The sequence below is a fragment of the Roseomonas indoligenes genome (assembly GCF_017813365.1).
Taxonomy (GTDB): domain Bacteria; phylum Pseudomonadota; class Alphaproteobacteria; order Acetobacterales; family Acetobacteraceae; genus Roseomonas; species Roseomonas indoligenes.
Genome location: NZ_JAGIZA010000012.1, coordinates 1 through 20,852, shown reverse-complemented (window position 1 = coordinate 20,852; position 20,852 = coordinate 1). Strand labels below are relative to the sequence as shown.

Sequence of the window (20,852 nt, the reverse complement as noted above, 5' to 3'; positions counted from 1 at the left end):
GGAGGCGACGCGCCTGATGACTGCCAAGGCCGACTCCCGTCCGGACTGGGAGGCCTTCCTGCGCGCCCTGCTGGACACGCTGGACGCCCATATGCCCGCCGATGAACGCGCCGTCCTTCTGCGCGCGATCGGTGCCCAGATGGCCGCGCTCTCCCCCATCCCGCCGGAGGACACCCTTTCCGGCCTGGAGGCGCGGATCAACGAGCGTCTCGCCGAGCCGCACTGGGGCAGCGTATCCATTGCCCTCGATTCCGGCGGGCCCGCCCTCGTGCTGACGCATGAGACGGCACCGGTGCTGGGAACGGGGCAGGACAACGAGGGAAGCTGGATGGGGCCGGTCTTGGAGGGCCTCCACGCCGGATGGATCGCTGCTCAGCCGGGCGCGGAGCCCGAGATCCAGGCGCATCTCGTCAGCGCCGAGAGGGACCGCTTCGTCCTGCGCTACGGCGCCTGAGGCGTTCCGGCCGGGTCAGCCCGGCCGCTCGCCCGCCTTCCTCTCCACCGTGCCCAAAGCATCGGCCAGCCGGGCGGTCGCACTGCCAGGCCGGGCAGCTTTGGGCTGGTCGGGGCCGGGGCTCCACCCCGTCAGCGTGAGCAGGCGCAGGGCCGCCTCCACGCCCTGAGGCCCGGCGGGCAAGGCCGCGAGCGCCGTCGGAAAGAGCGCGCGGGGCGGGATGCGGCCATCCCGGGCGAGAACGGCATTGCCTTCCCCTGCGGCCTGCAGGTCCCGCAGCAGCAGCAGCGGGTCCCGATAAGCCAGCGTGATCTCCTCGAGGTCCGCCACCGGCAGGGCGAAGCCGGCGCGCTGCAGCAGGGCCGCCCCGTCCCGCAGTTCCGGAAACGGCGACACCCGGGGTGCCGCACCGCCGCGCAGCGCAGAGTCGGCGGAGGTCAGGGCTTCCCGCAGCGGCTGCAGCGTACCCAGCGCCGGCATCGTGGCGAGGAACAGCCCGTCCGGCGCCATGGCGCGCCGGATCTGCGCCAATGCACCCGGCAGGTCGTTCACCCAATGCAGGCTGAGATTGGCGACCACCAGGTCGAAGGTCCCCGCCGCGAATGGGAGCCACTCCTCGTCCCCGGCGACCGGCAGGCCCCTGGCCCCGGCCGCCTGCCGCGCCGAGAGGTCCATCGAGACCACAAGGTCCACGCCCCGTTCGCGCAGGACCGGCGCCACGATGCCCCGTCCGCCGATCTCTAGCGCGCGGGCGAAGCGGCGGGTCGTGTCGTCCAGCCGATCCAGCAGCCGCTCCGCCGCCGCTTCCAGCACAGGCGCCACCCGGTGCTGGGTGGTGGCGGCGCGGTCGCGCCGGCGCCGCAACAGGGCACGGTCGAAGACGAGGTGGGGCGATCCGCTCATCGCGAGGATATGTCGTGCCGGCGCCTCCGCCGCCAGTGGCTCTTCCGCACCCTGCCTTGCCCTGCGATGATTCGGGGCAACCGGAGAGGAGAGGGGGCATGCAGGCCCTTTCGGGCGCGCTGCGCCGGGGCGTGACCGGGCTGCTGGATGCGGTCCTGCCGCCGCAATGCCTGTCCTGCGACCGGCCGGTGCTGGAGCAGGGGGCGCTTTGCCAGGACTGCTTCGGCGGGCTGCACGCGATCGTCGCGCCGATGTGCCTGATCTGCGGCGTGCCCTTCGAGCATGACGGCGTGGGGGAGGGCGGGCTCTGCCCGGCCTGTGCCGCCGGTCCGCCGCTCTATGCCCGGGCACGGGCCGCTTTCGCCTACAACGACGCGGTCGCCCGGCTGGTGCTGCCCCTGAAGCACGCTGACCGGACGGAGCTGGCGGGACCCCTGGCCCGGCACATGGCCGTTGCCGGCGCGGCGCTGCTGGAGGGGGCGGAACTCCTGGTGCCCGTGCCGATCCACCGGCGCCGGTTGCTGGCGCGGCGCTACAACCAGGCGGCGCTGCTGGCGATGCGGCTCGGCCGGCTTGCCGGGCGGCCGGTGCTTCCGGACGCGCTGCGGCGGGCGACACCCACCCCGTCGCTTGGCCGCCTTGGTGCCGAGGCCCGACGCGCGGCGTTGGCAGGCGCGGTGGAAGCCTCGCCGCGTGCCCTCTCACGCCTTCAGGGCCGGAGGGTGCTGCTCGTCGATGACGTGCTGACCAGCGGCGCCACGGCGGAGGCCTGCGCCGCGGCGCTGCTGGCGGCCGGCGTGGCGCGGGTGGAGGTGCTGGCGGCGGCCCGCGTGGCCGATCCCCGCCTATCCGGCACGCGGATGCCTTGAAGCGCGCCGCTCCGTTACCGAGATGGGCGGAATGCCCGAGATCGAGATCTACACCATCCCCTTCTGTCCCTATTGCGAGCGCGCGAAGGCGCTGCTCACCCGCAAGGGGGCCAGCTACCAGGAGATCGACGCGCCGGGCGGCTCCGCCGCCCGCAAGACCGCGATCCAGCGCTCGGGAGGGCGCACGACCGTGCCGCAGATCTTCATCGGCGGGCAGGCGATAGGCGGCTCGGACGAGCTGGCGGCGCTGGAACGCGCGGGCAAGCTGGACGCCCTTCTGGCGGCCTGATCCGGCCAAAGGGACGCCCGCAAGGCTGGCACTTCCGTCTCCGGGGTGCCAGAAGGGGCGTTCTGCCTGACGCTAACCAACAGAAACGAGATGATCCACTACCAGCTTCGCTGCAGCCAGGACCACGGCTTCGACGGGTGGTTCAAGGACAGTGCCGCCTTTGACAAGCTGGCATCCGCCGGCCTGGTCGATTGCCCGGTCTGCGGCGACACCCGGGCGCGGCGCGACCTGATGGCGCCGGCCATCGCGAAGCCTCGGGCCGAGGCTGTGCCCGTCGTCCCGTCCGAGCCCCAGCAGCTTCCCCAGGATAAAGCGGCGACCGCCGGTCCGATGCCTGCCCAGCTCATGGCGCTGCTCCAGCGCATGCGGGCCGAGGTGGAGAAGAACTGCGACCATGTCGGCCGCGACTTCGCCGAGGAGGCGCGGAAGATGCACCGGGGCGAGAGCGAGCACCGCGGCATCTACGGCGACGCGACTCCCGAGGAGGCCGAGGCGCTGGCCGACGAGGGGATCGAGATCGGCAGCATTCCCTGGGTGCCGCGGGCGGACGGCTGACGGAGCGGATCGCCGGGCCTCGGGGCAGCCCGCTGCAGGAACCCTCAGCCCTTCTCCGCCATTGCGATGTAGTTGACCGCCAGGTCCCGGCTCTCCCGCCACTGGCCGGAGAGCGGGTCGAAGCTCATCCCGGCGATGTCGGACACCCGCATGCCCGCCCTCCGCATGCCCGCACCCAGTTCCGCGGGCGTGACGAACATCTTCCAGTCGTGGGTGCCGCGCGGCAGCAGGCGCAGCACGTACTCCGCCCCTAGCTTGGCGATTAGGAAGGACCGTGGGGTGCGGTTGAGGGTGGAGAGGAACACCGCCCCGCCCGGCCGCGCCACCCGCGCCAGGGCCGCGAGGAACTCAGCCCGCTCCTCCACGTGCTCGATCACCTCCAGGGACACCACGGCGTCCCAGGTGCCGGAGAGGTCCTCCGGCCGGCCCTCCCGGTAGTCGATGGAGAGGCCGCCAGCCTTCGCATGGGCGCGGGCGGCGGAAAGGGCGGCGCCGGCGGCATCCAGTCCCGTCACCTCTGCGCCGAACCGGGCCAGGGCCTCGCTGGCCAGCCCGGCGCCGCAGCCCACGTCCAGCACGCGCAGGCCCGAAAGGTCCCGCCCGGCGCGGCCGTGGCGCGCGGCCAGGCGGTCCGCGATCCAGCCGGTGCGGAGCGGATTCATGGCGTGAAGCGGGGCCATGGGGCCGCGCGGCTGCCACCACTCCGCCGCCAGGGCATCGAACTTGGCGACCTCGCTGGCCCGAACGGTGCCCTGCTGCATCGGAATCCCCCGTGAATGCGCCCCGAGGTTGCCCAGGGGGGCCGGGGCCGGTATCTGTGCCGCCCCGCGCCGGGGCGCAACCCGCGCGCGCCCTCTCGCGCCCACAGACACGGCAGTCACCCAACCTCCGATGGCCCGCATCGTCATGAAGTTCGGCGGCACCTCCGTCGCCGACCTGGACCGCATCCGCAACGTCGCCACCCGCGTGAAGCGCGAGGTGGACGCCGGCCATGAGGTGGCGGTCGTCGTCTCCGCCATGTCCGGCGTGACCAACCAGCTGGTGAAGTGGTGCTCCGACCTGTCGCCCCTGCATGACGCGCGGGAGTACGACACGGTGGTCGCCACCGGCGAGCAGGTGACGATCGGGCTGCTCTCAATCGCCCTGCAGACGATCGGCGTCGATGCCCGATCCTGGCAGGGCTGGCAGATTCCCATCACAACGGATGGCGCCCACGGCAAGGCACGCGTGGAGGAGATCGACGGCTCCCGCCTCGTCTCCGCCATGGGGCGGGGCCAGGTTCCCGTCATCGCGGGATTCCAGGGTATCGGGCCGGAGGAGCGGGTGGCGACCCTCGGCCGCGGCGGCTCCGACCTCTCGGCGGTCGCGATCGCGGCGGCGGTGAAGGCGGACCGCTGCGACATCTACACGGACGTGGACGGCATCTACACGACCGACCCGCGGATCGTGCCGCGGGCGCGCAAGCTGCCGGCCGTGGCATATGAGGAAATGCTGGAACTGGCCTCGGTCGGCGCGAAGGTGCTGCAGACCCGGTCGGTCGAGCTGGCGATGAAGCAGAAGGTCCGGGTCCAGGTCCTGTCCTCCTTCGAGGACAGGCCGGGCTCGATGGTGGTGGACGAGGACGAGATCGTGGAACAGCCCCTGGTGACGGGCGTGGCGTACAGCCGCGACGAGGCGAAGGTCACGCTGCGGCGGGTGCCGGACAAGCCCGGCATCGCGGCAACGGTGTTCGGCCCGCTGGCCGATGCCAACGTGAACGTCGACATGATCGTGCAGAACCTGGCCTCGGACGGCACGACGGACATGACCTTCACGGTGGGCAAGGCCGACGTGCCGCGCGCCCGCGAGGTGCTTGAGAAGGAGCGGGCCAGCATCGGCTATGCCGAGGTGCTGGCCGACCCCGAGGTCACGAAGATCTCCATCGTCGGCATCGGCATGCGCAGCCACGCGGGCGTGGCGGCGACCATGTTCAAGACGCTGGCGGAGAAGGGGATCAACATTCAGGTCATCTCCACCAGCGAGATCAAGACAAGCGTGCTGGTCGGCGCCGAGTACACGGAACTGGCGGTGCGCGCCCTGCACACCGCCTATGGCCTGGACGCCCCGGCCTGATGACGGGCGCCGTGACGGACCTGTCCACGATCCCGCCGGCCCAGGGTGACACGCCCGGCACGCGGGCGGCCGAGATGGCGGGCGGCCCCGTCCCGCCGCCTCCCGCCGGTCCGTCGGATGAGGCGGCGCGGGCGCGGTTGCGGGCGCTGATGGCGCGCGGTGCGGCCTTCCTGGGTAGTGAATACGCGATCCTCGGCGGCGCCATGTCCTGGATCAGCGAGCGGAACCTCGTTTCTGCCCTGTCCAATGCCGGCGCCTTCGGGGTCATCGCCTGCGGGGCGATGGAGCCGCCGCGGCTGGCCGAGGAGATCGCGGCCACCCAGGCGCTGACCGACCGGCCCTTCGGCGTGAACCTCATCACCATGCATCCCCGGCTGGACGCGCTGGTTCAGGTCTGCCTCGACGCGAAGGTCGGCCATATCGTCTTCGCCGGCGGCATCCCCCCCACCCCCGCGATCCGCAAGGCGAAGGAGGGCGGCGCCAAGGTGGTGTGCTTCGCCCCTGCGCTCGCCCTGGCAAAGAAGCTGGTCCGCTCCGGTGCCGACGCGCTGGTGATCGAGGGATCCGAGGCGGGCGGGCATATCGGCCCCGTTTCCCTCAACGTGCTGGCGCAGGAGATCCTGCCCGCCATGGCGGCGGAGGTGCCGGTCTTTGTCGCCGGCGGCATCGGCCGTGGGGAGGCGATGGTCTCCTACCTCGAGATGGGTGCGGCGGGCGTTCAGATGGGCACGCGCTTTGTCTGCGCGACAGAAAGCATCGCCCACCCCCGCTTCAAGCAGGCCTTCATCCGCGGCGCGGCGCGCGACGCCTTGCCGACGGTGCAGCTGGATGAGCGGTTTCCCGTGATCCCCGTCCGTGCCCTGCAGAACGACGGCACGAAGCAGTTCCTCGTGCATCAGGCCGAGGTGATCCGCCGCCACCAGTCCGGCGAGTTGGACAAGACCGCCGCCCAGCTCGACATCGAGCACTACTGGGCCGGCGCGCTGCGCCGCGCCGTGATCGAGGGCGATGTCGAGAACGGCTCCCTCATGGCCGGGCAGAGCGTTGGCATGGTGACGAAGGAGGCCCCGGTGGCCGAGATCCTGGCGGAGCTGACGGCCCAGGCCGCCGCCGCTCTCACGGCCCGCGCCGCCTGAGGTCTGGCGCTGCGCCGCGGCGGCCCGTCGCGCCCGGGCCGTGCCGTTCCCAGGCCCCGGGCGGGGCCGAGACAACGTGATGGGGTGGGGCTTCCACGCCCCCGCCCCGCGCGTTAGGACTGCCCCCGTTCCACCCCGAGAAGTTCCGTTCCCACGATGGTGAAGCCCGAGATGATGACGGCGGAGGCAGCCCGCGTGGGCGAGGAGCTGCGGGACGCCCGGCTCGCGCTGGGCGCCACGCTCGAGGAAGTGGCCGACGGCCTTCGTATCAACCGCCGCTACCTCGCCGCGCTGGAGGAGGGACGCAGCCGCGACCTTCCCGGGCCGGCCTATGCGGTGGGCTTCGTGCGGACCTATGCCCGGGCGCTGGGCCTGGATGCCGACGACATGGCCCGCCGCTACCGCGAGACCGGCGCGCCGGGGCGGGGCAGGGACCTCGTCTTCCCCGAGCCGGTGCCGGAGCGGGGGATCCCCGCCGGCGTGGTCCTGCTGCTCGGCGTCGTCATCATGGTCGGCGCCTATGCTGCCTGGTGGCGATGGAGCGGATCGGCTGACCGTACGGTGGACGGGGTTCCGCCCGTGCCAGCCCGGATCGAGCAGGCGGCGCGTGACGCTCGGCAGGCCGCCGGGCTGCCCCCCGCGGACACCGCCCCGGTCCTTCCGCCCACGCTTGGCCAGGCGACTCCCGGCGCCGCGGCAGGCCGCCCGGGCGTGACCCCCGCTGCTCCCGGCGGTCCGGCCGGCGCGCAGGCCCCTGCACCCACTGCCCCGACCTCGGCGGCCGCCTCTCCGCCCGCCGGGTCCTCGCCCGCCAGTGGCGCGGCCCAGGGCGGATTCCGCCCGCCGGCCCTCCCCGGGCAGGCACCTGCGGCGCAGGGCCCGACTCCGACGCCGACGCCGACTCCGGGACCGGTCGCCTCCGCGCCAGCCGCCCCGGCGCCCCCGCCGCCAACCACTCCCACAGCGCCGGCGGAGCCGCCGAACCGCCTGACCCTGCGCGCGACGGACGAATCCTGGGTTCAGATCCGCGACCCGCGCTCCGGCCAGACGGTGCTGAACCGCGTGCTGCGCCCCGGGGAGACCTACGCGGTTCCGCGCGAGGGGCTGGTCCTGACCACTGGCAAGGCGCAGGGGCTGGAGATCGTGGTGGATGGCCAGGCCAGCACGGTGCTTGAAGGGCGGACCGGCGTGGTGCGCGACGTCCAGCTCAACCCCGACCAGCTGCGCCAGCCCCGGCCCGCGCCCCCGGCGCGGTGACCGGCTAGACCCCGCCCCCGGGGTAGGGGGCGGGCGCGTCATTCGATCTTCCCTTGGCCGGCGGCGCGACGCCTGCCATATCGGGGAGACACTTCGGGAAAGTCCCGCCAATGTCCTCCTATCGCCCGTACCAGCACATCGAGCGCCGGAAGTCCCGCCAGATCATGGTGGGCAAGGTCCCCGTGGGCGGGGATGCGCCGATCACCGTCCAGACCATGACCAATACCCCGACCGAGGATGCGGAGGCGACGATCGCCCAGATCCGCCGGGCGGAGCTGGCCGGGGTGGACATCGTCCGCGTCTCCTGCCCGACGGAGGAAGCCACCGCCGCCCTGGCCGAGATCGTGCGGGAGGTGAACGTCCCGGTCGTGGCCGACATCCACTTCCACTACAAGCGCGCCATCGAGGCCGCGAAGGCCGGCGCCGCCTGCCTGCGCATCAACCCCGGCAACATCGGCTCCGCGGAGCGGGTGAAGGAGGTGGTGAAGGCGGCGCGCGACCATGGCTGCTCCATCCGAATCGGCGTGAATGCCGGCAGCCTGGAGAAGCACCTGCTGGAGAAGTACGGGGAGCCCAACCCGGAGGCGCTGGTGGAAAGCGCCCTCTGGCACGCCGACCACCTGCTGCAGAACGACTTCGACCAGTTCAAGATCAGCGTGAAGGCCAGCGACGTCTTCCTGGCCGTGGCCGCCTATACCCAGTTGGCCGAGGCCTGCGACCATCCCCTGCACATCGGCATCACCGAGGCGGGAGGCAAGCGCGCCGGCACGGTGAAGTCCTCCATCGGCCTGGGCAACCTGCTCTGGGCCGGCATCGGCGACACGCTGCGCGTCTCCCTCTCCGCCGAGCCGGAGGAGGAGGTGCATGTGGGTTGGGACATCCTGAAGTCCCTCGGCATCCGCCACCGCGGCGTGAAGATCATCTCCTGCCCCTCCTGCGCGCGGCAGGGCTTCAACGTCATCAAGACGGTCGAGGCGCTGGAGGAGCGGCTGGCGCATATCGAGCAGCCCATCACGCTCTCCATCATCGGCTGCGTGGTGAACGGGCCGGGCGAGGCGCTGATGACGGATATCGGCCTGACCGGGGGCGGCTCCGGCACGCACATGGTCTATTCCGCCGGCAAGACGAGCCACACGACGAAGACGGGCGACATGGTCGACCACATCGTGGAACTGGTTGAGACCCGGGCCGAGAAGCTTGCCGCGGAGAAGGCGGCCGCGAAGGCCGCGGAGGCCGTGGGCGACATCCCCCTCGTCGTTCAGGCGGCCGAGTGATGCCCAGCGCCGAAGAGGGGGAACAGCACCCCGTTCTCGCTGCCATGGAGCAGGCCATCCTCGACCTCCTGGAGGAGTTCGAGGAGGGGCACGGCCCGATGGACGAGTCGGATGCCGAGGTGTTCCAGGAGGCGAAGGAACACCTCCACCGCGCCGTGGCCGCGCTCAGGGGAACCTGAGCGGCTCCTCAGTGATGGGGGCCGAAGCCGACCGCGCTGATGTAGGCGGCCGCCGCCACGGCGAGCAGGCCCGGCAGGACGAGGACCAGGAGCAACAGGCAGGCCAGGGCCGTCCTTCCCCGCCGGGCGAGGGCATGGCTGCCGTAGAGGACTCCGGCCGCCCCCGCCAGGATGAGGACCTCCCAGGGGCCGATCCCGTCGAACATGCCCAGGCCGACCAGGGCCAGGTAGGCGAGGGCGGCGAGCGCGCCGAGGACGAAGAGGATACGATAGCCGATCATGCCCACCCTGTAGGGGCCGGCGGGCCGGCGCGCAAAGCGGGGTAGGGACATCGCCTTCCGGCGGTGCTAATCCGCCCGCCACCATGGCCAAGCCCGATCTTCAGCCCGCCCGCGGCACGCACGACCTGATCGGCGAGGAGTTCCGGCGGCATCACCACGTCGTCGACACGGCCCGCCGCATTTCTTCCCTCTATGGGTTCGAGGAGTGGGCCACCCCGATCTTCGAGGACACCCGCGTCTTCTCCCGCAGCCTCGGCGAGACCTCGGACGTCGTCTCCAAGGAGATGTACACCTTCACCGACCGGGGCGGGGAGAGCGTGACCTTGCGGCCGGAAGGCACGGCGGGGGCATGCCGGGCGCTGGTGACCAACGGCCTCACCCAGGCCAACCTGCCGCGCAAGGTGTTCTACGCCGGGCCCATGTTCCGCTACGAGCGGCCGCAGAAGGGCCGCTACCGACAGTTCCACCAGATCGGCGCGGAGGTCATGGGCGCGGCCGAGCCTCTCTCCGATGCGGAGGTGATCGCCTGCGGCTGGCACATCCAGCAGGCCCTCGGCATCACCGAGGGCACCGTGCTGGAGATCAACACGCTTGGCGACGCCGAGAGCCGGGACGCGTATCGCGCCGCACTCGTCGCCTACTTCCAGGCATCGGTGGACAAGCTCTCCGACGAGAGCCGCGGGCGGCTGGAGAAGAACCCGCTGCGGATCGTGGACAGCAAGGACCCCGGCGACCGCGCCCTGGTGGCCGATGCCCCCACCATCCACGCGCACCTGACGGTTCACGCCGCCCGGCACTATGCCGAGGTGAAGCGCGCCCTGGAGCGCTTCGGCGTGCCCTTCCGCGAGAACCCGCGCATCGTTCGCGGCCTGGACTACTACAGCCACACCGCCTTCGAGTTCGTCACCGGGCGCCTGGGGGCCCAGGGCACAGTGATGGGCGGCGGCCGATATGACGGGCTGGTGGAGGAGATGGGCGGCCCCGCCACGCCCTCCGTCGGCTGGGCCGCGGGGGTGGAGCGCCTTTCCATGCTGCTGGAGGCTACGCCCGCCGCGCCGAGGCCCGTGGCCGTCATTCCCGTGGGCGAGGCGGCAGAAGGTGCCGCGCTGGACGCCGTGCAGGCGCTCCGCCGGGCCGGCATCACCGCCGAGATCGCCTATAAGGGCAACCTGAAGCGCCGGATGGAGCGCGCGAACCGGCTGAATGCCCGCGCTGCCGTCATCATCGGTGATCAGGAGCTGGCCGAGGGCCTGGCCCAGCTGCGCGACCTCGATTCCGGCACGCAGGACCGGGTGCCGCTGGCGGAACTGGCCGCCCGGTTGGGCTGATGGCGCTTCCCGCGAAGCTGGACCGTATCCTCACCCGCGCGGAGGAGCTGCGGCACGAGCTCGGCACGGCCGATGGCAGCCGCTTCGGCGCGCTGTCGAAGGAGCTGTCGGAGATCGAGCCCGTGGTCGCGAAGGTTCAGGAGCTGCGCGAGGCCGAGCGCGCGCGCGACGACGCCGAGGCGATGATGGCCGATCCCGAGATGCGGGAGCTGGCCGAGTCCGAGTTCTACGAGCAGCGCGACCGCGTGCCCGCCCTGGAGCACGAGATCCGTATCATGCTGCTGCCGCGCGACGCGGCCGACGAGCGCTCCGCCATTCTGGAAGTCCGTCCGGCCGCGGGCGGCGACGAGGCCGGCCTGTTTGCCGCCGAGCTGTTCCGCGCCTACCAGCGCTATGCCGAGACGCAGGGCTGGCGCTTCGAGATCCTGGAATGGGATGAGAGCGAGGCGGGCGGCATCAAGGGCGCCAGCGCCAACATCTCCGGCCGCGGCGTCTTCGCGAAGCTGAAGTTCGAGAGCGGGGTGCACCGCGTCCAGCGCGTGCCGGCCACCGAGACCCAGGGCCGCATCCACACCTCCACGGTCACCGTCGCCGTGATGGCTGAGGCGGAGGAGGTGGACGTGCAGATCAACGAATCCGACCTTCGCATCGACACCTACCGCGCCTCCGGCGCCGGCGGGCAGCACGTGAACAAGACGGACAGCGCCGTCCGCATCACTCATATTCCCACGGGAACCGTGGTGGCGATGCAGGAGGAGCGGTCCCAGCACAAGAACCGCGCGAAGGCGATGAAGGTGCTGCGCGCCCGTATCTACGAGACCCAGCGCCAGGCCCTTGCCGGTGCGCGCGCCGCCGACCGAAAGGGGCAGGTGGGGACGGGTGACCGCAGCGAGCGGATCCGCACCTACAACTTCCCCCAGGGGCGCGTGACCGACCATCGCATCGGCCTGACCCTGCACAAGGTGGAGCGGGTGATGATGGGCGAGATGGACGACATCATCGATGCCCTGATGGCCGAGGACCAGGCGGCCCGCCTAGCGGCCGAGGAGGCGTGAGCGGGTGCGAGCCCGGTGAATCGGTAGGGGCCTTCCTCTGCCAGGCCGGGCAGCTTCTCCGCGCGGCGGGGATCGAAGGACCGCGGATGGAGGCGCGCCTCCTTCTCGCCCACGCCATGGGCTGCCGTCAGGAGGACCTGCTGCGCGACCCGCGCGCGCCCGTGCCGCCTTCGGCCCAGGCCGTCTTCCGAGGGAGCCTCGCCGCCCGGGCGCGGAACGTGCCTATGGCGCGCCTCCTCGGCCATGCCGGCTTCTGGACCCTGGACCTGCTGGTGGACGGTTCCACCCTCATCCCGCGCGCCGATACCGAGACGCTGTTGGAGGCCGCCCTCGATGCCCTTCCGGAGCGGGGCGGCGTTCGTCGGGTGCTGGATCTCGGGACGGGAACGGGGGCGGTGCTCCTGGCCGCGCTCTCAGAGTTCCAATTCGCTTTCGGGGTCGGGGTGGACCGCGAGCCTGCGGCAGCCGCCCTGGCGCGCGCCAATGCCGCCCGGAACGGGCTGGCCGGTCGCGCGGCGTTTCTCGCGGGCGATTGGTCTGCGCCCCTTTCCGGGCGCTTCGACCTCGTCCTCTCCAACCCGCCCTATATCGAGAGCGCCGCCATCCCCGCCCTCATGCCGGAGGTGGCGCTCCACGAACCCGCCCTGGCGTTGGACGGCGGGGCGGATGGGCTGGACGCCTACCGGCAGCTGGCGGCCGCCATCCCCGGCCTCCTGGCACCGGGCGGACGGGCCGTGCTGGAATTGGGGCAGGGCCAGGAGGCTGGCGTCGCCGCCCTGGCCCGCGCCGCCGGCCTCCGGCCGCTGGAATGCCGCCCGGATCTGGGCGGGGTGCCCCGCGCCCTGGTTCTGGCAGGCCCGTAAAAAACCATTTGGCGGAATCGCGCAGGCTCACTAGGTTTCCATCGCGGCCCCTATCGCGCGATGCGCGGCGGGTCCGCCGGAGCCCCTGGCACCCTCTCTGGGATATGCCGCGCGCCCGGCCCGCCGCCAGGCACAAACACTCCCCGGTCGGGGACAGCACCCGCTACCCGGCAGCGTATGGGCGCAAGGCGCCCGTCGCGAACGCCGTCAGCGCGAGCATGGAAGTGCGAACCAGATCCAGATGAACATGAAGCGTATGCGCGGCCGCGGGAACTTCCGCCAGGGTGGCCACAACGGCGGTGGCGGCGGTGGTGGGGGCGGCGGTCCGCGCCCGCAGCACAACGGCAACCAGCCGATGAACCGGAACCACGTTTTCGACTCGATCGGGCCGGACATGCGGATGCGCGGTACCGCGCAGCAGCTCTTCGAGAAGTACCTCCAGCTCGGTCGGGACGCGACCGGCTCGGGCGACCGCGTGATGGCGGAAGGCTACTTCCAGCACGCGGAACACTACTTCCGCATTCTCAATGCGATGAACCAGGCCCAGCAGCAGCAGACCGGCGGCAGCGCCGGCCCGCAGCACGGCGGCCGCCGCTATCAGGGCAACGAGGGCGGGGACGGCTTCGCAGAAGCCGAGGGGGAGGCGCAGATCACCGGCTCTTCCGGCTACGACGGCGCTGACGGCGAAACCCGAGAGACCCTTCAGTAACGGGCAGCGGAGAGGCGGTCAGTCCATGACCGCCTCCCTTCCTTTCAGGTAATGACGGCCACTTCCACCTGACCGCGGCGGCGCAGCACGTTCAGCGAGACGCCGCCATCCGTGTCGTGCCGGCGCAGCCGCACGTCCACCGTCGCGGCACCCAGGCGCAGGTTCTCGATCCGCAGTTCCTCCAGCCAGGACGGCAGGAACGGACGGACGAAGCGGATCACTCCCTCCTCCGGGCGGAAGGACACGCCGAGCATCGCGCCGAGCGAGGCGTAGACCGTGGCCGCCGCCCAGGCCTGCGGCAGGCAGGCCACCGGGTACGCGGTAGGCCCCTCGCCATGACGGCGGGGGAAGCCGCAGAACAGCTCTGGCAGACGGTACATGTCGACGGCCAGGGCCGAGTCGTAGATGCCCGTCAGCAAGCGCTCCAGCTGGGCATTCAGCCCGTAGCGCTTCATCCCCAGCGCGATCAGCCCGTTGTCGTGCGGCCAGACCGACCCGTTGTGGTAGCTCATCGGGTTGTAGCGGCTCTCGCCCTCGGCGATGGTGCGGATGCCCCAGCCGCAGAAGCTCTCCGGCGTCATCAGCGTCTGCGCGATCCGCCTCGCCCGGTCGGGGGAGGGAAGCCCTGTCAGCAGAGCGTGCCCGGCATTGGAGGAGCGCACCCGGCAGGGCCGCTTCTCGCCGTCCAGGGCCAGGGCGTAGGTACTCAGCTCCTCAACCCAGAAAGCCTCCTCCACCCGGGCGCGCAGCGCGTCCGCACGGTCGGTCCAGAGAGCGGACTCGTCCTCGTGCCCCAGCGCCTTCGCCAGCCGCCCGGCGCCGCGCCAGGCGGCCTCGCCATAGGCCTGGACCTCGATCAGCGCGATCGGCGCATCGGCCAGCTTGCCGTCGGCGTGGAATACGCTGTCCCAGCTGTCCTTCCAGCCCTGGTTAACCAGGCCGTTCAGGGACTGGCGGTCGTACTCCAGCAGCCCGTCCCCATCGATGTCGCCGTGCCGCTCGATCCAGCCGAGCGCGGCGACGATATGTGGCCAGATCTCCCGGATCAGCGCGAGATCGCCGGTGCGCTCCGCGTATTGCGCGGCCAGGACGACGAAGAGCGGCGTGGAATCCACCGATCCGTAGTAGCGGCCGAAGGGGACCTCGCGCAACGCCGCCATCTCGCCACTGCGGCTCTCATGCAGGATCTTGCCGGGCTCGGCGTCCCGCGCCGGGTCCAATTCCGTCGCCTGCAGCTTGGCGTGGTAGCGCAGCACCCCGCGGGCCAGCTCCGGATCGGCCCAGAGGCACTGGATGGCGGTGATGAGGCTGTCCCGGCCGAAGGGGCAGGAGAACCAGGGGATGCCGGCATATGGGAAAGGGCCGGCCTCCGTCTCGGTCGTCAGCATGGCGAGGTCGGAGGCGGAGCGCGCGAACCAGTCGTTGAAGGCCTGGTTGGAGGAGATGACGCCAGCGCGCTGCCTCTCCCGCACGTCGCCCCAGTTCCGGATCCCGGCCAGCAGAGCGTCAAAGGCGGGGGGCGCGGGAACCTCGGCTGCCTCGGGCCCGGACTCGCAGAGGGTCGTCACCTCGATGACCACATAACCGCCCGGTTCAAGCTCCACCGGCCACCGGTTGTCGCGGGCTGGGCTGCCCTGCGGCGTCGGGTCGAAGCGCAGGCGGGTGCGGCGCTCCACCTCATCGAGGCCGCGATAGGCGAAGACCAGGTCTCCATTCGGCCGGACCTCCGGCGCGCGGCGCTCCCCGCGCCGGGTGCGCTTCTGCCCGCGCACCTCGAAGATGTCCGCAAAATCGGTGGCGATGGAGAGCGAGATCTCCGTGGAGAGATGCGCGTCCCCGAAGTTCCGCACGGAGATACGCTCCCGCAGCAGCCCGGCGCCGAGCACCATCTGGCGCTCCACATGGATCGTGTCCCTCGGCAGCTTGCGATCCGGCGCGACCGCTAGGTCGGGGTTCGTCATGTTCACCGTCAGCACGGTGTTGTCGGCGCTCACCGCCGAGGAGAGCAGCAGGGGCCGCATCCCGGCCACGCGGAGGGAAAGGCGGGAGACGAAGCGCGTGTCGTCGTGGAACAGCCCCTCGGCGGTTGATCCGATCGCCTGGGCGTCTCCGAAGTGGTCGAGCACTACGAAGGATGGGCCGTTCTTCAGGGTCCGGGGCCGATAGAGGGCCAGCGCCGTGGCCGCCGTCGCGGCAACGCTCCAGCCACTCTCTTCCTCAGCCCGCGGCAGGCCTGCGCCTTCATCATCCATGCAAAATTCCTCTGGCGCGGTTCGCTCGGGTTGAATGCCCCGCCGGCCCCGGGGTTGCCCAGGGCCGGATACGCCCGGGCCTCTCGCCCGGGTCGCAGGCCGGCTCGGGGCTCTAGACCGCGCGCAGGATGGTGGTGCGCTCCTGCCCGAGCAAGCGGCGGTAGAGGGCGAGGTGGTCCTCCGCCATGCGGCGGGCCGTGAAGCGGGCCTCGAATTCCCGGCGCACGCGCGCGCGGTCCATGGACTGGACCTTTTTCAGCGCGGCCAGCGCGCCCGTCTCGTCCTCGACGATGAAGCCGGAGGCGTCGTCCTCGATCACCTCGGGCACGGAGCCGCGGTTGAAAGCAATCACTGGGGTGCCGCAGGCCATCGCCTCGATCATCACCAGCCCGAAAGGCTCTGGCCAGGCGATGGGGGTGAGGAGGCAGAGGGCGTTGCCGAGGAATTCGGCCTTCTGGGTTTCGTTGATCTCGCCGATGAACTCCACGCCGGGGAGGGAGAGCAGGGGCTGCACCACCTCCTCGAAATAGGCCTGGTCGGCGCGGTCCACCTTGGCGGCGATCCGGATGGGAATGCCGGCGGCCTGGGCGATACGGATGGCGGTGTCCGGGCCCTTCTCCGGGGAGATGCGGCCGAGGAAGGCGATGTAGCCGCCCTGGCGCGGGCTGAAGGGTAGCAGGTCCTGCGGCAGGCCGTGCAGCACGGTGCCCGCCCAGTTGACGTCCACATGGTGCAGGGGACGCCGCTGGCTGTCGGAGATGGAGATGAAGGGTGCGTCGGGGAATGCGGAGAGGAGGGGCTCGATCTCCGGAAGGTCCAGGCGGCCGTGGAAGGTGGAGACGAAGGGCAGGCCGCGTCCGCGCATGGCCGGCAGGTGCAGGTGGTCGATATGGAAATGGACGATGTCGAATCGGGCAGAGAGATCCAGGACGCGCTGCACCATCAGCATGTGCGGGGCGGTCGCGTCGCGGATGGAGGGGTCGAGGCGGATCGCCTGCGGCAGGATCGGCTCCAGCCCGGCGGAGGTGAGGCTGTCCCCGCTGGCGAAGAGGGTCACCTCATGGCCGAGGGCGACCAGTTCCTCGGTGAGGTAGGAGACGATGCGTTCCGTGCCGCCGTAGAGCTTGGGCGGAACCGCTTCGGCGAGCGGCGCAACCTGGGCGATGCGCATGGGTCGGGGGCTTCTCCTGGCCCCTCAACCTCCCCGCCGGCCCCGGCCGGCGCCCCGGTCAGGGCCAGGGCTAGAACTTACAATTGTTGGTCTGGTTGCAGCGCAGCAACGGGCTTGCCGGCGCTGTCACGCCGCCTCCAGCGCGTCCCCGACCGCCACGCGGCCTCCTTCCGCCACGGTGGCGTGGACGCCGAGGTCCATGTGCCCGAAGTGCTGGCGCAGCAGCCGCGGCAGGTCCACGTCCCGTTCCCCGGTCGCCAGGTCCACCTGGGTCGCGGGGCAGCGCTGGGTCCGCTTGAAGACGGAAATCCGGGCACCGCCGAGCAGCACGTCGCGCCCGACCCACTCATGCTCCGCCCAGGCCGGCAGGCCGGAGAAATAGATGTTCGCCCGGAAGCGCAGCGGGTCCAGCCGGCGGCCGATGGCCTTCTCCACCGCCGCCAGGCTCGCCAGATTGAGGAGTGAGATCCCCTTCAGGCGCTGGTCGGTGAAGGCGTGTCCCGGCGCCTCGGTGAAGCGGGGCGGGCGGGGGGTGCCGTCGGGCGCCGTGCCGTGCCGGGCCTCATCGCCGAGGAAGCGGATCAGCCAGTCGCCGAGGGCCGTCTTGCCCTCGGCCGTGCCGGTCGGGGCCACCAGCGGCTCGAAGCCTTCTGCCGCCAGGGCAAGGGTTCCGCTTCGGGGGTCGAAGGCCGAGCGGACCAGCACGACCTTCCCGTTCTTCATCATGCAGGCGAAGTTCTGCTTCGGCAGGAAAGCCGGGGCGCTCTCGTCGAAAGGGGCATCGCCCTGAGCAAGGGCGAAGCGCCGGTCATGGGGGACCGTCTCGCCCGGAACCAGCCGGATCTCCTCCAGCGCCTCGGCCGTGAGTCCCTTCACCGGGTAGCGGTAGAGGTGTTCCACCCGCATGTGCAAATCCTCTGAAACCAACCCCTTGAAGGGTACGGAAGAGCGTTACCACTTTCCACTCAAACGCCGAACCCGTCGCCGTCAGGGGCGGGGAGGGCGGTCGCCTCCATGAGGGACATGAGAGATATGGACATCGAGAAGCTTACTGAGCGGGCGCGCGGCTTCCTGCAGGCCGCCCAGACCATCGCCATCCGGGAATATCACCAGCGCGTCACCCCGGAGCACCTGCTGAAGGCCCTGCTGGACGACGAAGAGGGCGCGGCCTCCGGCCTGATCCGCGCTGCCGGCGGCGACGCGGCCGCGGTGAAGCAGGGGGTGGATGCCGAAGTTGGCAGGAACCCCCGCGTCTCCGGGGGCGGTGCCGGGCAGCCCCAGGTCACGCCGGATTTCGTGCGCGTGCTGGACTCCGCCGAGCGCCTGGCGAGCAAGGCGGGCGACAGCTTCGTCGCCCAGGACCGGCTGCTCGTGGCGATTGCGGCCAGCGATACGCCGGCCGGCCGCCTGCTGGTGAAGGCTGGCGCGACGGCGCAGGCGCTTGAGGCGGCCGTGGATGCCGTCCGCAAAGGTCGCAAGGTGGACAGTGCGAGCGCGGAGCAGCAGTTCGACGCGCTGAAGAAGTACGCCCGCGACCTGACGGATGCGGCGCGCGACGGCAAGCTGGACCCGGTGATCGGCCGTGACGAGGAGATCCGCCGCACCATCCAGGTGCTGGCCCGCCGCACGAAGAACAACCCCGTGCTGATCGGCGAGCCCGGCGTGGGCAAGACCGCGATCGTCGAGGGGCTGGCCCTGCGCATCATCAATGGCGACGTGCCGGAGGCGCTGAAGAACCAGCGCGTGCTGGCGCTCGACCTCGGCGCGATGGTGGCCGGCGCGAAGTACCGCGGCGAGTTCGAGGAGCGCCTGAAGGGCGTGTTGACGGAGATCGAGTCCGCGAACGGCGAGATCATCCTATTCATCGACGAGATGCACACGCTCGTGGGCGCGGGCAAGGCGGATGGCGCCATGGACGCCTCCAACCTGCTCAAACCCGCTCTCGCCCGCGGCGAATTGCACTGCATCGGCGCGACCACCCTGGACGAGTACCGCAAGCATGTGGAGAAGGACGCGGCCCTGGCCCGTCGCTTCCAGCCCGTCTTCGTGGGTGAGCCGAGCGTGGAGGACACCATCTCCATCCTCCGCGGCATCCGCGAAAAATACGAGCTGCACCACGGCGTGCGGATCGCGGACAGCGCGCTCGTCGCGGCGGCGACCCTGTCCAACCGCTACATCACCGACCGGTTCCTGCCGGACAAGGCGATCGACCTCGTGGACGAGGCCGCTTCCCGCCTGCGCATGGCTGTGGACAGCAAGCCTGAGGAGCTGGACGCGATCGACCGCGACCTCATGCGCTCCCGCATCGAGCGGGAGGCGCTGAAGCGCGAGACCGACGCGGCGTCCCGCGACCGGCTGGAGAAGCTGGAGCGGGAGATTGCCGCGCTTGAGGAGAGCTCGGCCGCCCTGGCGGCGCGTTGGCAGGCGGAGAAGAACCGGCTCGGCGAAGCCCAAAAGGCAAAGGAGGAGTTGGACCGCGCCCGCACGGAGGTGGAGCTGGCGCAGCGGAAGGGTGACTATGCCCGCGCCGGCGAGCTGACCTACGGCGTCATCCCTGGCCTGGAGAAGAAGATCGCCGAGACGGCGGATGATGGCGGACGCCTAGTGAACGAAGCCGTCACGGAGGAGGGCGTCGCCGCCGTTGTCTCCCGCTGGACCGGCGTTCCGGTAGAGAAGATGCTGGAAGGCGAGCGGGCCAAGCTGATCCGCATGGAGGACGAGCTGCGCAAGCGGGTCGTCGGCCAGGAGGAGGCGCTCGAGGCCGTGTCCAAGGCGGTGCGGCGCGCCCGCGCTGGGCTGCAGGATCCCTCACGTCCGATTGGAAGCTTTCTGTTCCTCGGCCCGACGGGCGTCGGCAAGACGGAGCTGACCAAGGCGCTGGCGAGCTTCCTCTTCGACGACGAGCGCGCCCTGCTGCGGATCGACATGTCGGAGTACATGGAGAAGCACGCGGTTGCCCGCCTGATTGGTGCGCCTCCGGGCTATGTCGGTTACGAGGAGGGCGGCGCCCTCACGGAAGCGGTTCGGCGTCGGCCCTACCAGGTCATCCTGTTCGACGAGGTGGAGAAGGCGCACGACGACGTCTTCAACATTCTCCTGCAGGTGCTCGACGACGGGCGCCTGACGGACGGGCAGGGGAGGACGGTGGACTTCCGTAACACCCTGATCGTGCTGACCAGCAACATGGGCAGCGAGATCCTGGCCGCCCAACCCGAGGGCGAGGACGTGGACCTTGTGCGTGGGCAGGTGATGAACGTGGTCCGCACGCGTTTCCGGCCGGAGTTCCTGAACCGGCTGGACGAGGTGGTCTTGTTCCGCCGCCTTGCACGCGGCGACATGGGCTCGATCGTCGACATCCAGCTCGGGCGCCTGCGCAAGCTGCTGGCTGACCGCAAGATCGTGCTGGAACTGGACCAGGAAGCTCGGGATTGGCTGGCGGAGGCCGGGTACGATCCGACCTACGGTGCACGCCCGCTGAAGAGGGTGATCCAGCGTAACCTGCAGGATCGCTTGGCCGGGATGCTGCTTGAGGGCTCGATCCGCGACGGCCAGTCGCTCGGCGTTACCGTGGGGCCTGATGGCCTCGAAGTGTCACCGAACGGAACGGTTGCGGAAACTGTGTGACACCCCTTTGACAGGTGTGGGAGCGGCCCATATAAGCCGCCCCACACCGAGGGCGCCGACGAGGCCGCCGCGGTGGCCCGGAAAGAAGTGGACGGGCAGGGTTGACAAAGCGGTCATAGATCGCTAAATACGTTGCCCCGCTAGCCACTTCGGTCGCGGTTCCGATCAGAGGTTGGGCCTGCCCAGCCGGGGAAGCCCGGATCCTCCGATTGTTGTTCCTTGACATGAAAATCTGTTTTCCTGAAGACGAGGAAGAGTTTTTGCGGCTCTTGGCCTTGATGGTTTGGGGAGGGATGCGTGGCTGGTGTCACGTGTTTTGATCTGATTGTTGGGCGATGGGTTTGCAGGAGAGAGAGTAGCGAGCGAGTTTTGGCTTGGGTCTTCTCTGAGATGTTGGCAGCTTTTGGGCTGCTGCATTGATGAACTTGAGAGTTTGATCCTGGCTCAGAGTGAACGCTGGCGGCATGCTTAACACATGCAAGTCGCACGGACAGCAATGTCAGTGGCGGACGGGTGAGTAACGCGTAGGAACATGTCCAGG

Annotated in this window: 20 protein-coding genes and 1 rRNA gene; 15 read left to right on the top strand and 6 right to left on the bottom strand. The window is 70.7% G+C overall.

Going from position 1 to position 20,852, the window contains the following annotated elements; genetic code table 11:
* The first annotated feature begins 16 nt into the window (after positions 1 to 16).
* Positions 17 to 454: a cellulose biosynthesis protein BcsD gene (gene bcsD / locus J5Y10_RS18260; protein ID WP_209375493.1), complete on the top strand. Its 438-nt coding sequence runs from the start codon at positions 17 to 19 to the stop codon at positions 452 to 454.
* Positions 455 to 469: 15 nt separating this feature from the next.
* On the opposite strand, the gene J5Y10_RS18255 is transcribed toward bcsD, so the two are convergent.
* Positions 470 to 1,357 (bottom strand): methyltransferase domain-containing protein, encoded by an 888-nt coding sequence (locus tag J5Y10_RS18255; RefSeq protein WP_209375490.1) that lies wholly within the window; start codon positions 1,355 to 1,357, stop codon positions 470 to 472.
* 98 nt (positions 1,358 to 1,455) lie between these two features.
* Between J5Y10_RS18255 and J5Y10_RS18250 the strand changes: the two genes are divergently transcribed.
* The 3 genes from J5Y10_RS18250 to J5Y10_RS18240 all read left to right on the top strand — a co-directional run bounded on the left by J5Y10_RS18250 (position 1,456) and on the right by J5Y10_RS18240 (position 3,070).
* Entirely contained in the window at positions 1,456 to 2,226 is a 771-nt protein-coding gene (locus tag J5Y10_RS18250) for a ComF family protein (protein WP_209375488.1), read from the top strand.
* Positions 2,227 to 2,257: 31 nt separating this feature from the next.
* Positions 2,258 to 2,515 carry a glutaredoxin 3 gene (grxC, locus tag J5Y10_RS18245; RefSeq protein ID WP_209375486.1) on the top strand — a complete coding sequence of 86 codons (258 nt, stop codon included), beginning with the start codon at positions 2,258 to 2,260 and terminating at the stop codon, positions 2,513 to 2,515.
* Positions 2,516 to 2,605: 90 nt separating this feature from the next.
* Positions 2,606 to 3,070: a DUF1178 family protein gene (locus J5Y10_RS18240; RefSeq protein WP_209375484.1), complete on the top strand. Its 465-nt coding sequence runs from the start codon at positions 2,606 to 2,608 to the stop codon at positions 3,068 to 3,070.
* Between the two features lie 44 nt (positions 3,071 to 3,114).
* Here the strand turns inward: J5Y10_RS18240 and ubiG are convergent, their stop codons facing one another.
* Positions 3,115 to 3,831 carry a bifunctional 2-polyprenyl-6-hydroxyphenol methylase/3-demethylubiquinol 3-O-methyltransferase UbiG gene (ubiG, locus tag J5Y10_RS18235; RefSeq protein ID WP_209375483.1) on the bottom strand — a complete coding sequence of 239 codons (717 nt, stop codon included), beginning with the start codon at positions 3,829 to 3,831 and terminating at the stop codon, positions 3,115 to 3,117.
* Positions 3,832 to 3,961: 130 nt separating this feature from the next.
* On the opposite strand from ubiG, the gene J5Y10_RS18230 reads away from it, so the two are divergent.
* The 5 genes from J5Y10_RS18230 (at position 3,962) to J5Y10_RS18210 (ending at position 9,028) form a co-directional block, all read left to right on the top strand.
* Positions 3,962 to 5,182, top strand: coding sequence for an aspartate kinase (locus J5Y10_RS18230; RefSeq protein ID WP_209375481.1), 1,221 nt, complete (start codon positions 3,962 to 3,964; stop codon positions 5,180 to 5,182).
* Between the two features lie 74 nt (positions 5,183 to 5,256).
* Positions 5,257 to 6,318, top strand: coding sequence for an NAD(P)H-dependent flavin oxidoreductase (locus tag J5Y10_RS18225; protein WP_209375666.1), 1,062 nt, complete (start codon positions 5,257 to 5,259; stop codon positions 6,316 to 6,318).
* A 156-nt stretch (positions 6,319 to 6,474) separates the two neighbouring features.
* Positions 6,475 to 7,575, top strand: a complete 1,101-nt coding sequence (locus J5Y10_RS18220) for a helix-turn-helix domain-containing protein (RefSeq protein ID WP_209375480.1) — start codon at positions 6,475 to 6,477, stop codon at positions 7,573 to 7,575.
* Positions 7,576 to 7,685: 110 nt separating this feature from the next.
* Positions 7,686 to 8,849, top strand: a complete 1,164-nt coding sequence (ispG, locus tag J5Y10_RS18215) for a flavodoxin-dependent (E)-4-hydroxy-3-methylbut-2-enyl-diphosphate synthase (RefSeq protein WP_209375479.1) — start codon at positions 7,686 to 7,688, stop codon at positions 8,847 to 8,849.
* Positions 8,849 to 9,028 carry a hypothetical protein gene (locus tag J5Y10_RS18210; RefSeq protein WP_209375478.1) on the top strand — a complete coding sequence of 60 codons (180 nt, stop codon included), beginning with the start codon at positions 8,849 to 8,851 and terminating at the stop codon, positions 9,026 to 9,028. The genes ispG and J5Y10_RS18210 overlap by 1 nt, the downstream gene beginning before the upstream one ends.
* 8 nt (positions 9,029 to 9,036) lie before the next feature.
* On the opposite strand, the gene J5Y10_RS18205 is transcribed toward J5Y10_RS18210, so the two are convergent.
* On the bottom strand, positions 9,037 to 9,309 hold the full coding sequence (locus J5Y10_RS18205; protein ID WP_209375476.1) for a hypothetical protein: 273 nt from the start codon (positions 9,307 to 9,309) through the stop codon (positions 9,037 to 9,039).
* Between the two features lie 83 nt (positions 9,310 to 9,392).
* Between J5Y10_RS18205 and hisS the strand changes: the two genes are divergently transcribed.
* The 4 genes from hisS (at position 9,393) to J5Y10_RS18185 (ending at position 13,264) form a co-directional block, all read left to right on the top strand.
* The gene (gene hisS, locus J5Y10_RS18200) at positions 9,393 to 10,637 is read left to right on the top strand and encodes a histidine--tRNA ligase (RefSeq protein ID WP_209375475.1); all 1,245 of its coding nucleotides are present in this window, start codon (positions 9,393 to 9,395) and stop codon (positions 10,635 to 10,637) included.
* On the top strand, positions 10,637 to 11,692 hold the full coding sequence (gene prfA, locus J5Y10_RS18195; protein WP_209375473.1) for a peptide chain release factor 1: 1,056 nt from the start codon (positions 10,637 to 10,639) through the stop codon (positions 11,690 to 11,692). Before hisS ends, prfA begins: the two co-directional genes overlap by 1 nt.
* Positions 11,689 to 12,555, top strand: coding sequence for a peptide chain release factor N(5)-glutamine methyltransferase (prmC, locus tag J5Y10_RS18190; protein WP_209375471.1), 867 nt, complete (start codon positions 11,689 to 11,691; stop codon positions 12,553 to 12,555). Before prfA ends, prmC begins: the two co-directional genes overlap by 4 nt.
* A gap of 241 nt (positions 12,556 to 12,796) precedes the next feature.
* A complete protein-coding gene (locus J5Y10_RS18185) occupies positions 12,797 to 13,264 on the top strand; it encodes a DUF4167 domain-containing protein (protein ID WP_209375470.1) in 468 nt (155 codons plus the stop codon).
* A 44-nt stretch (positions 13,265 to 13,308) separates the two neighbouring features.
* On the opposite strand, the gene J5Y10_RS18180 is transcribed toward J5Y10_RS18185, so the two are convergent.
* The 3 genes from J5Y10_RS18180 to J5Y10_RS18170 all read right to left on the bottom strand — a co-directional run bounded on the left by J5Y10_RS18180 (position 13,309) and on the right by J5Y10_RS18170 (position 17,593).
* Complete coding sequence (locus tag J5Y10_RS18180) at positions 13,309 to 15,516, bottom strand: amylo-alpha-1,6-glucosidase (protein WP_209375468.1); 2,208 nt, start codon at positions 15,514 to 15,516, stop codon at positions 13,309 to 13,311.
* A gap of 112 nt (positions 15,517 to 15,628) precedes the next feature.
* On the bottom strand, positions 15,629 to 16,687 hold the full coding sequence (locus J5Y10_RS18175) for a glycosyltransferase family 4 protein (protein ID WP_209375466.1): 1,059 nt from the start codon (positions 16,685 to 16,687) through the stop codon (positions 15,629 to 15,631).
* A gap of 126 nt (positions 16,688 to 16,813) precedes the next feature.
* Positions 16,814 to 17,593 (bottom strand): MOSC domain-containing protein, encoded by a 780-nt coding sequence (locus tag J5Y10_RS18170; RefSeq protein WP_209375465.1) that lies wholly within the window; start codon positions 17,591 to 17,593, stop codon positions 16,814 to 16,816.
* A gap of 126 nt (positions 17,594 to 17,719) precedes the next feature.
* On the opposite strand from J5Y10_RS18170, the gene clpB reads away from it, so the two are divergent.
* A complete protein-coding gene (gene clpB / locus J5Y10_RS18165; RefSeq protein ID WP_209375665.1) occupies positions 17,720 to 20,311 on the top strand; it encodes an ATP-dependent chaperone ClpB in 2,592 nt (863 codons plus the stop codon).
* A 421-nt stretch (positions 20,312 to 20,732) separates the two neighbouring features.
* Positions 20,733 to 20,852, top strand: a 16S ribosomal RNA gene (locus J5Y10_RS18160); the annotation flags it as partial.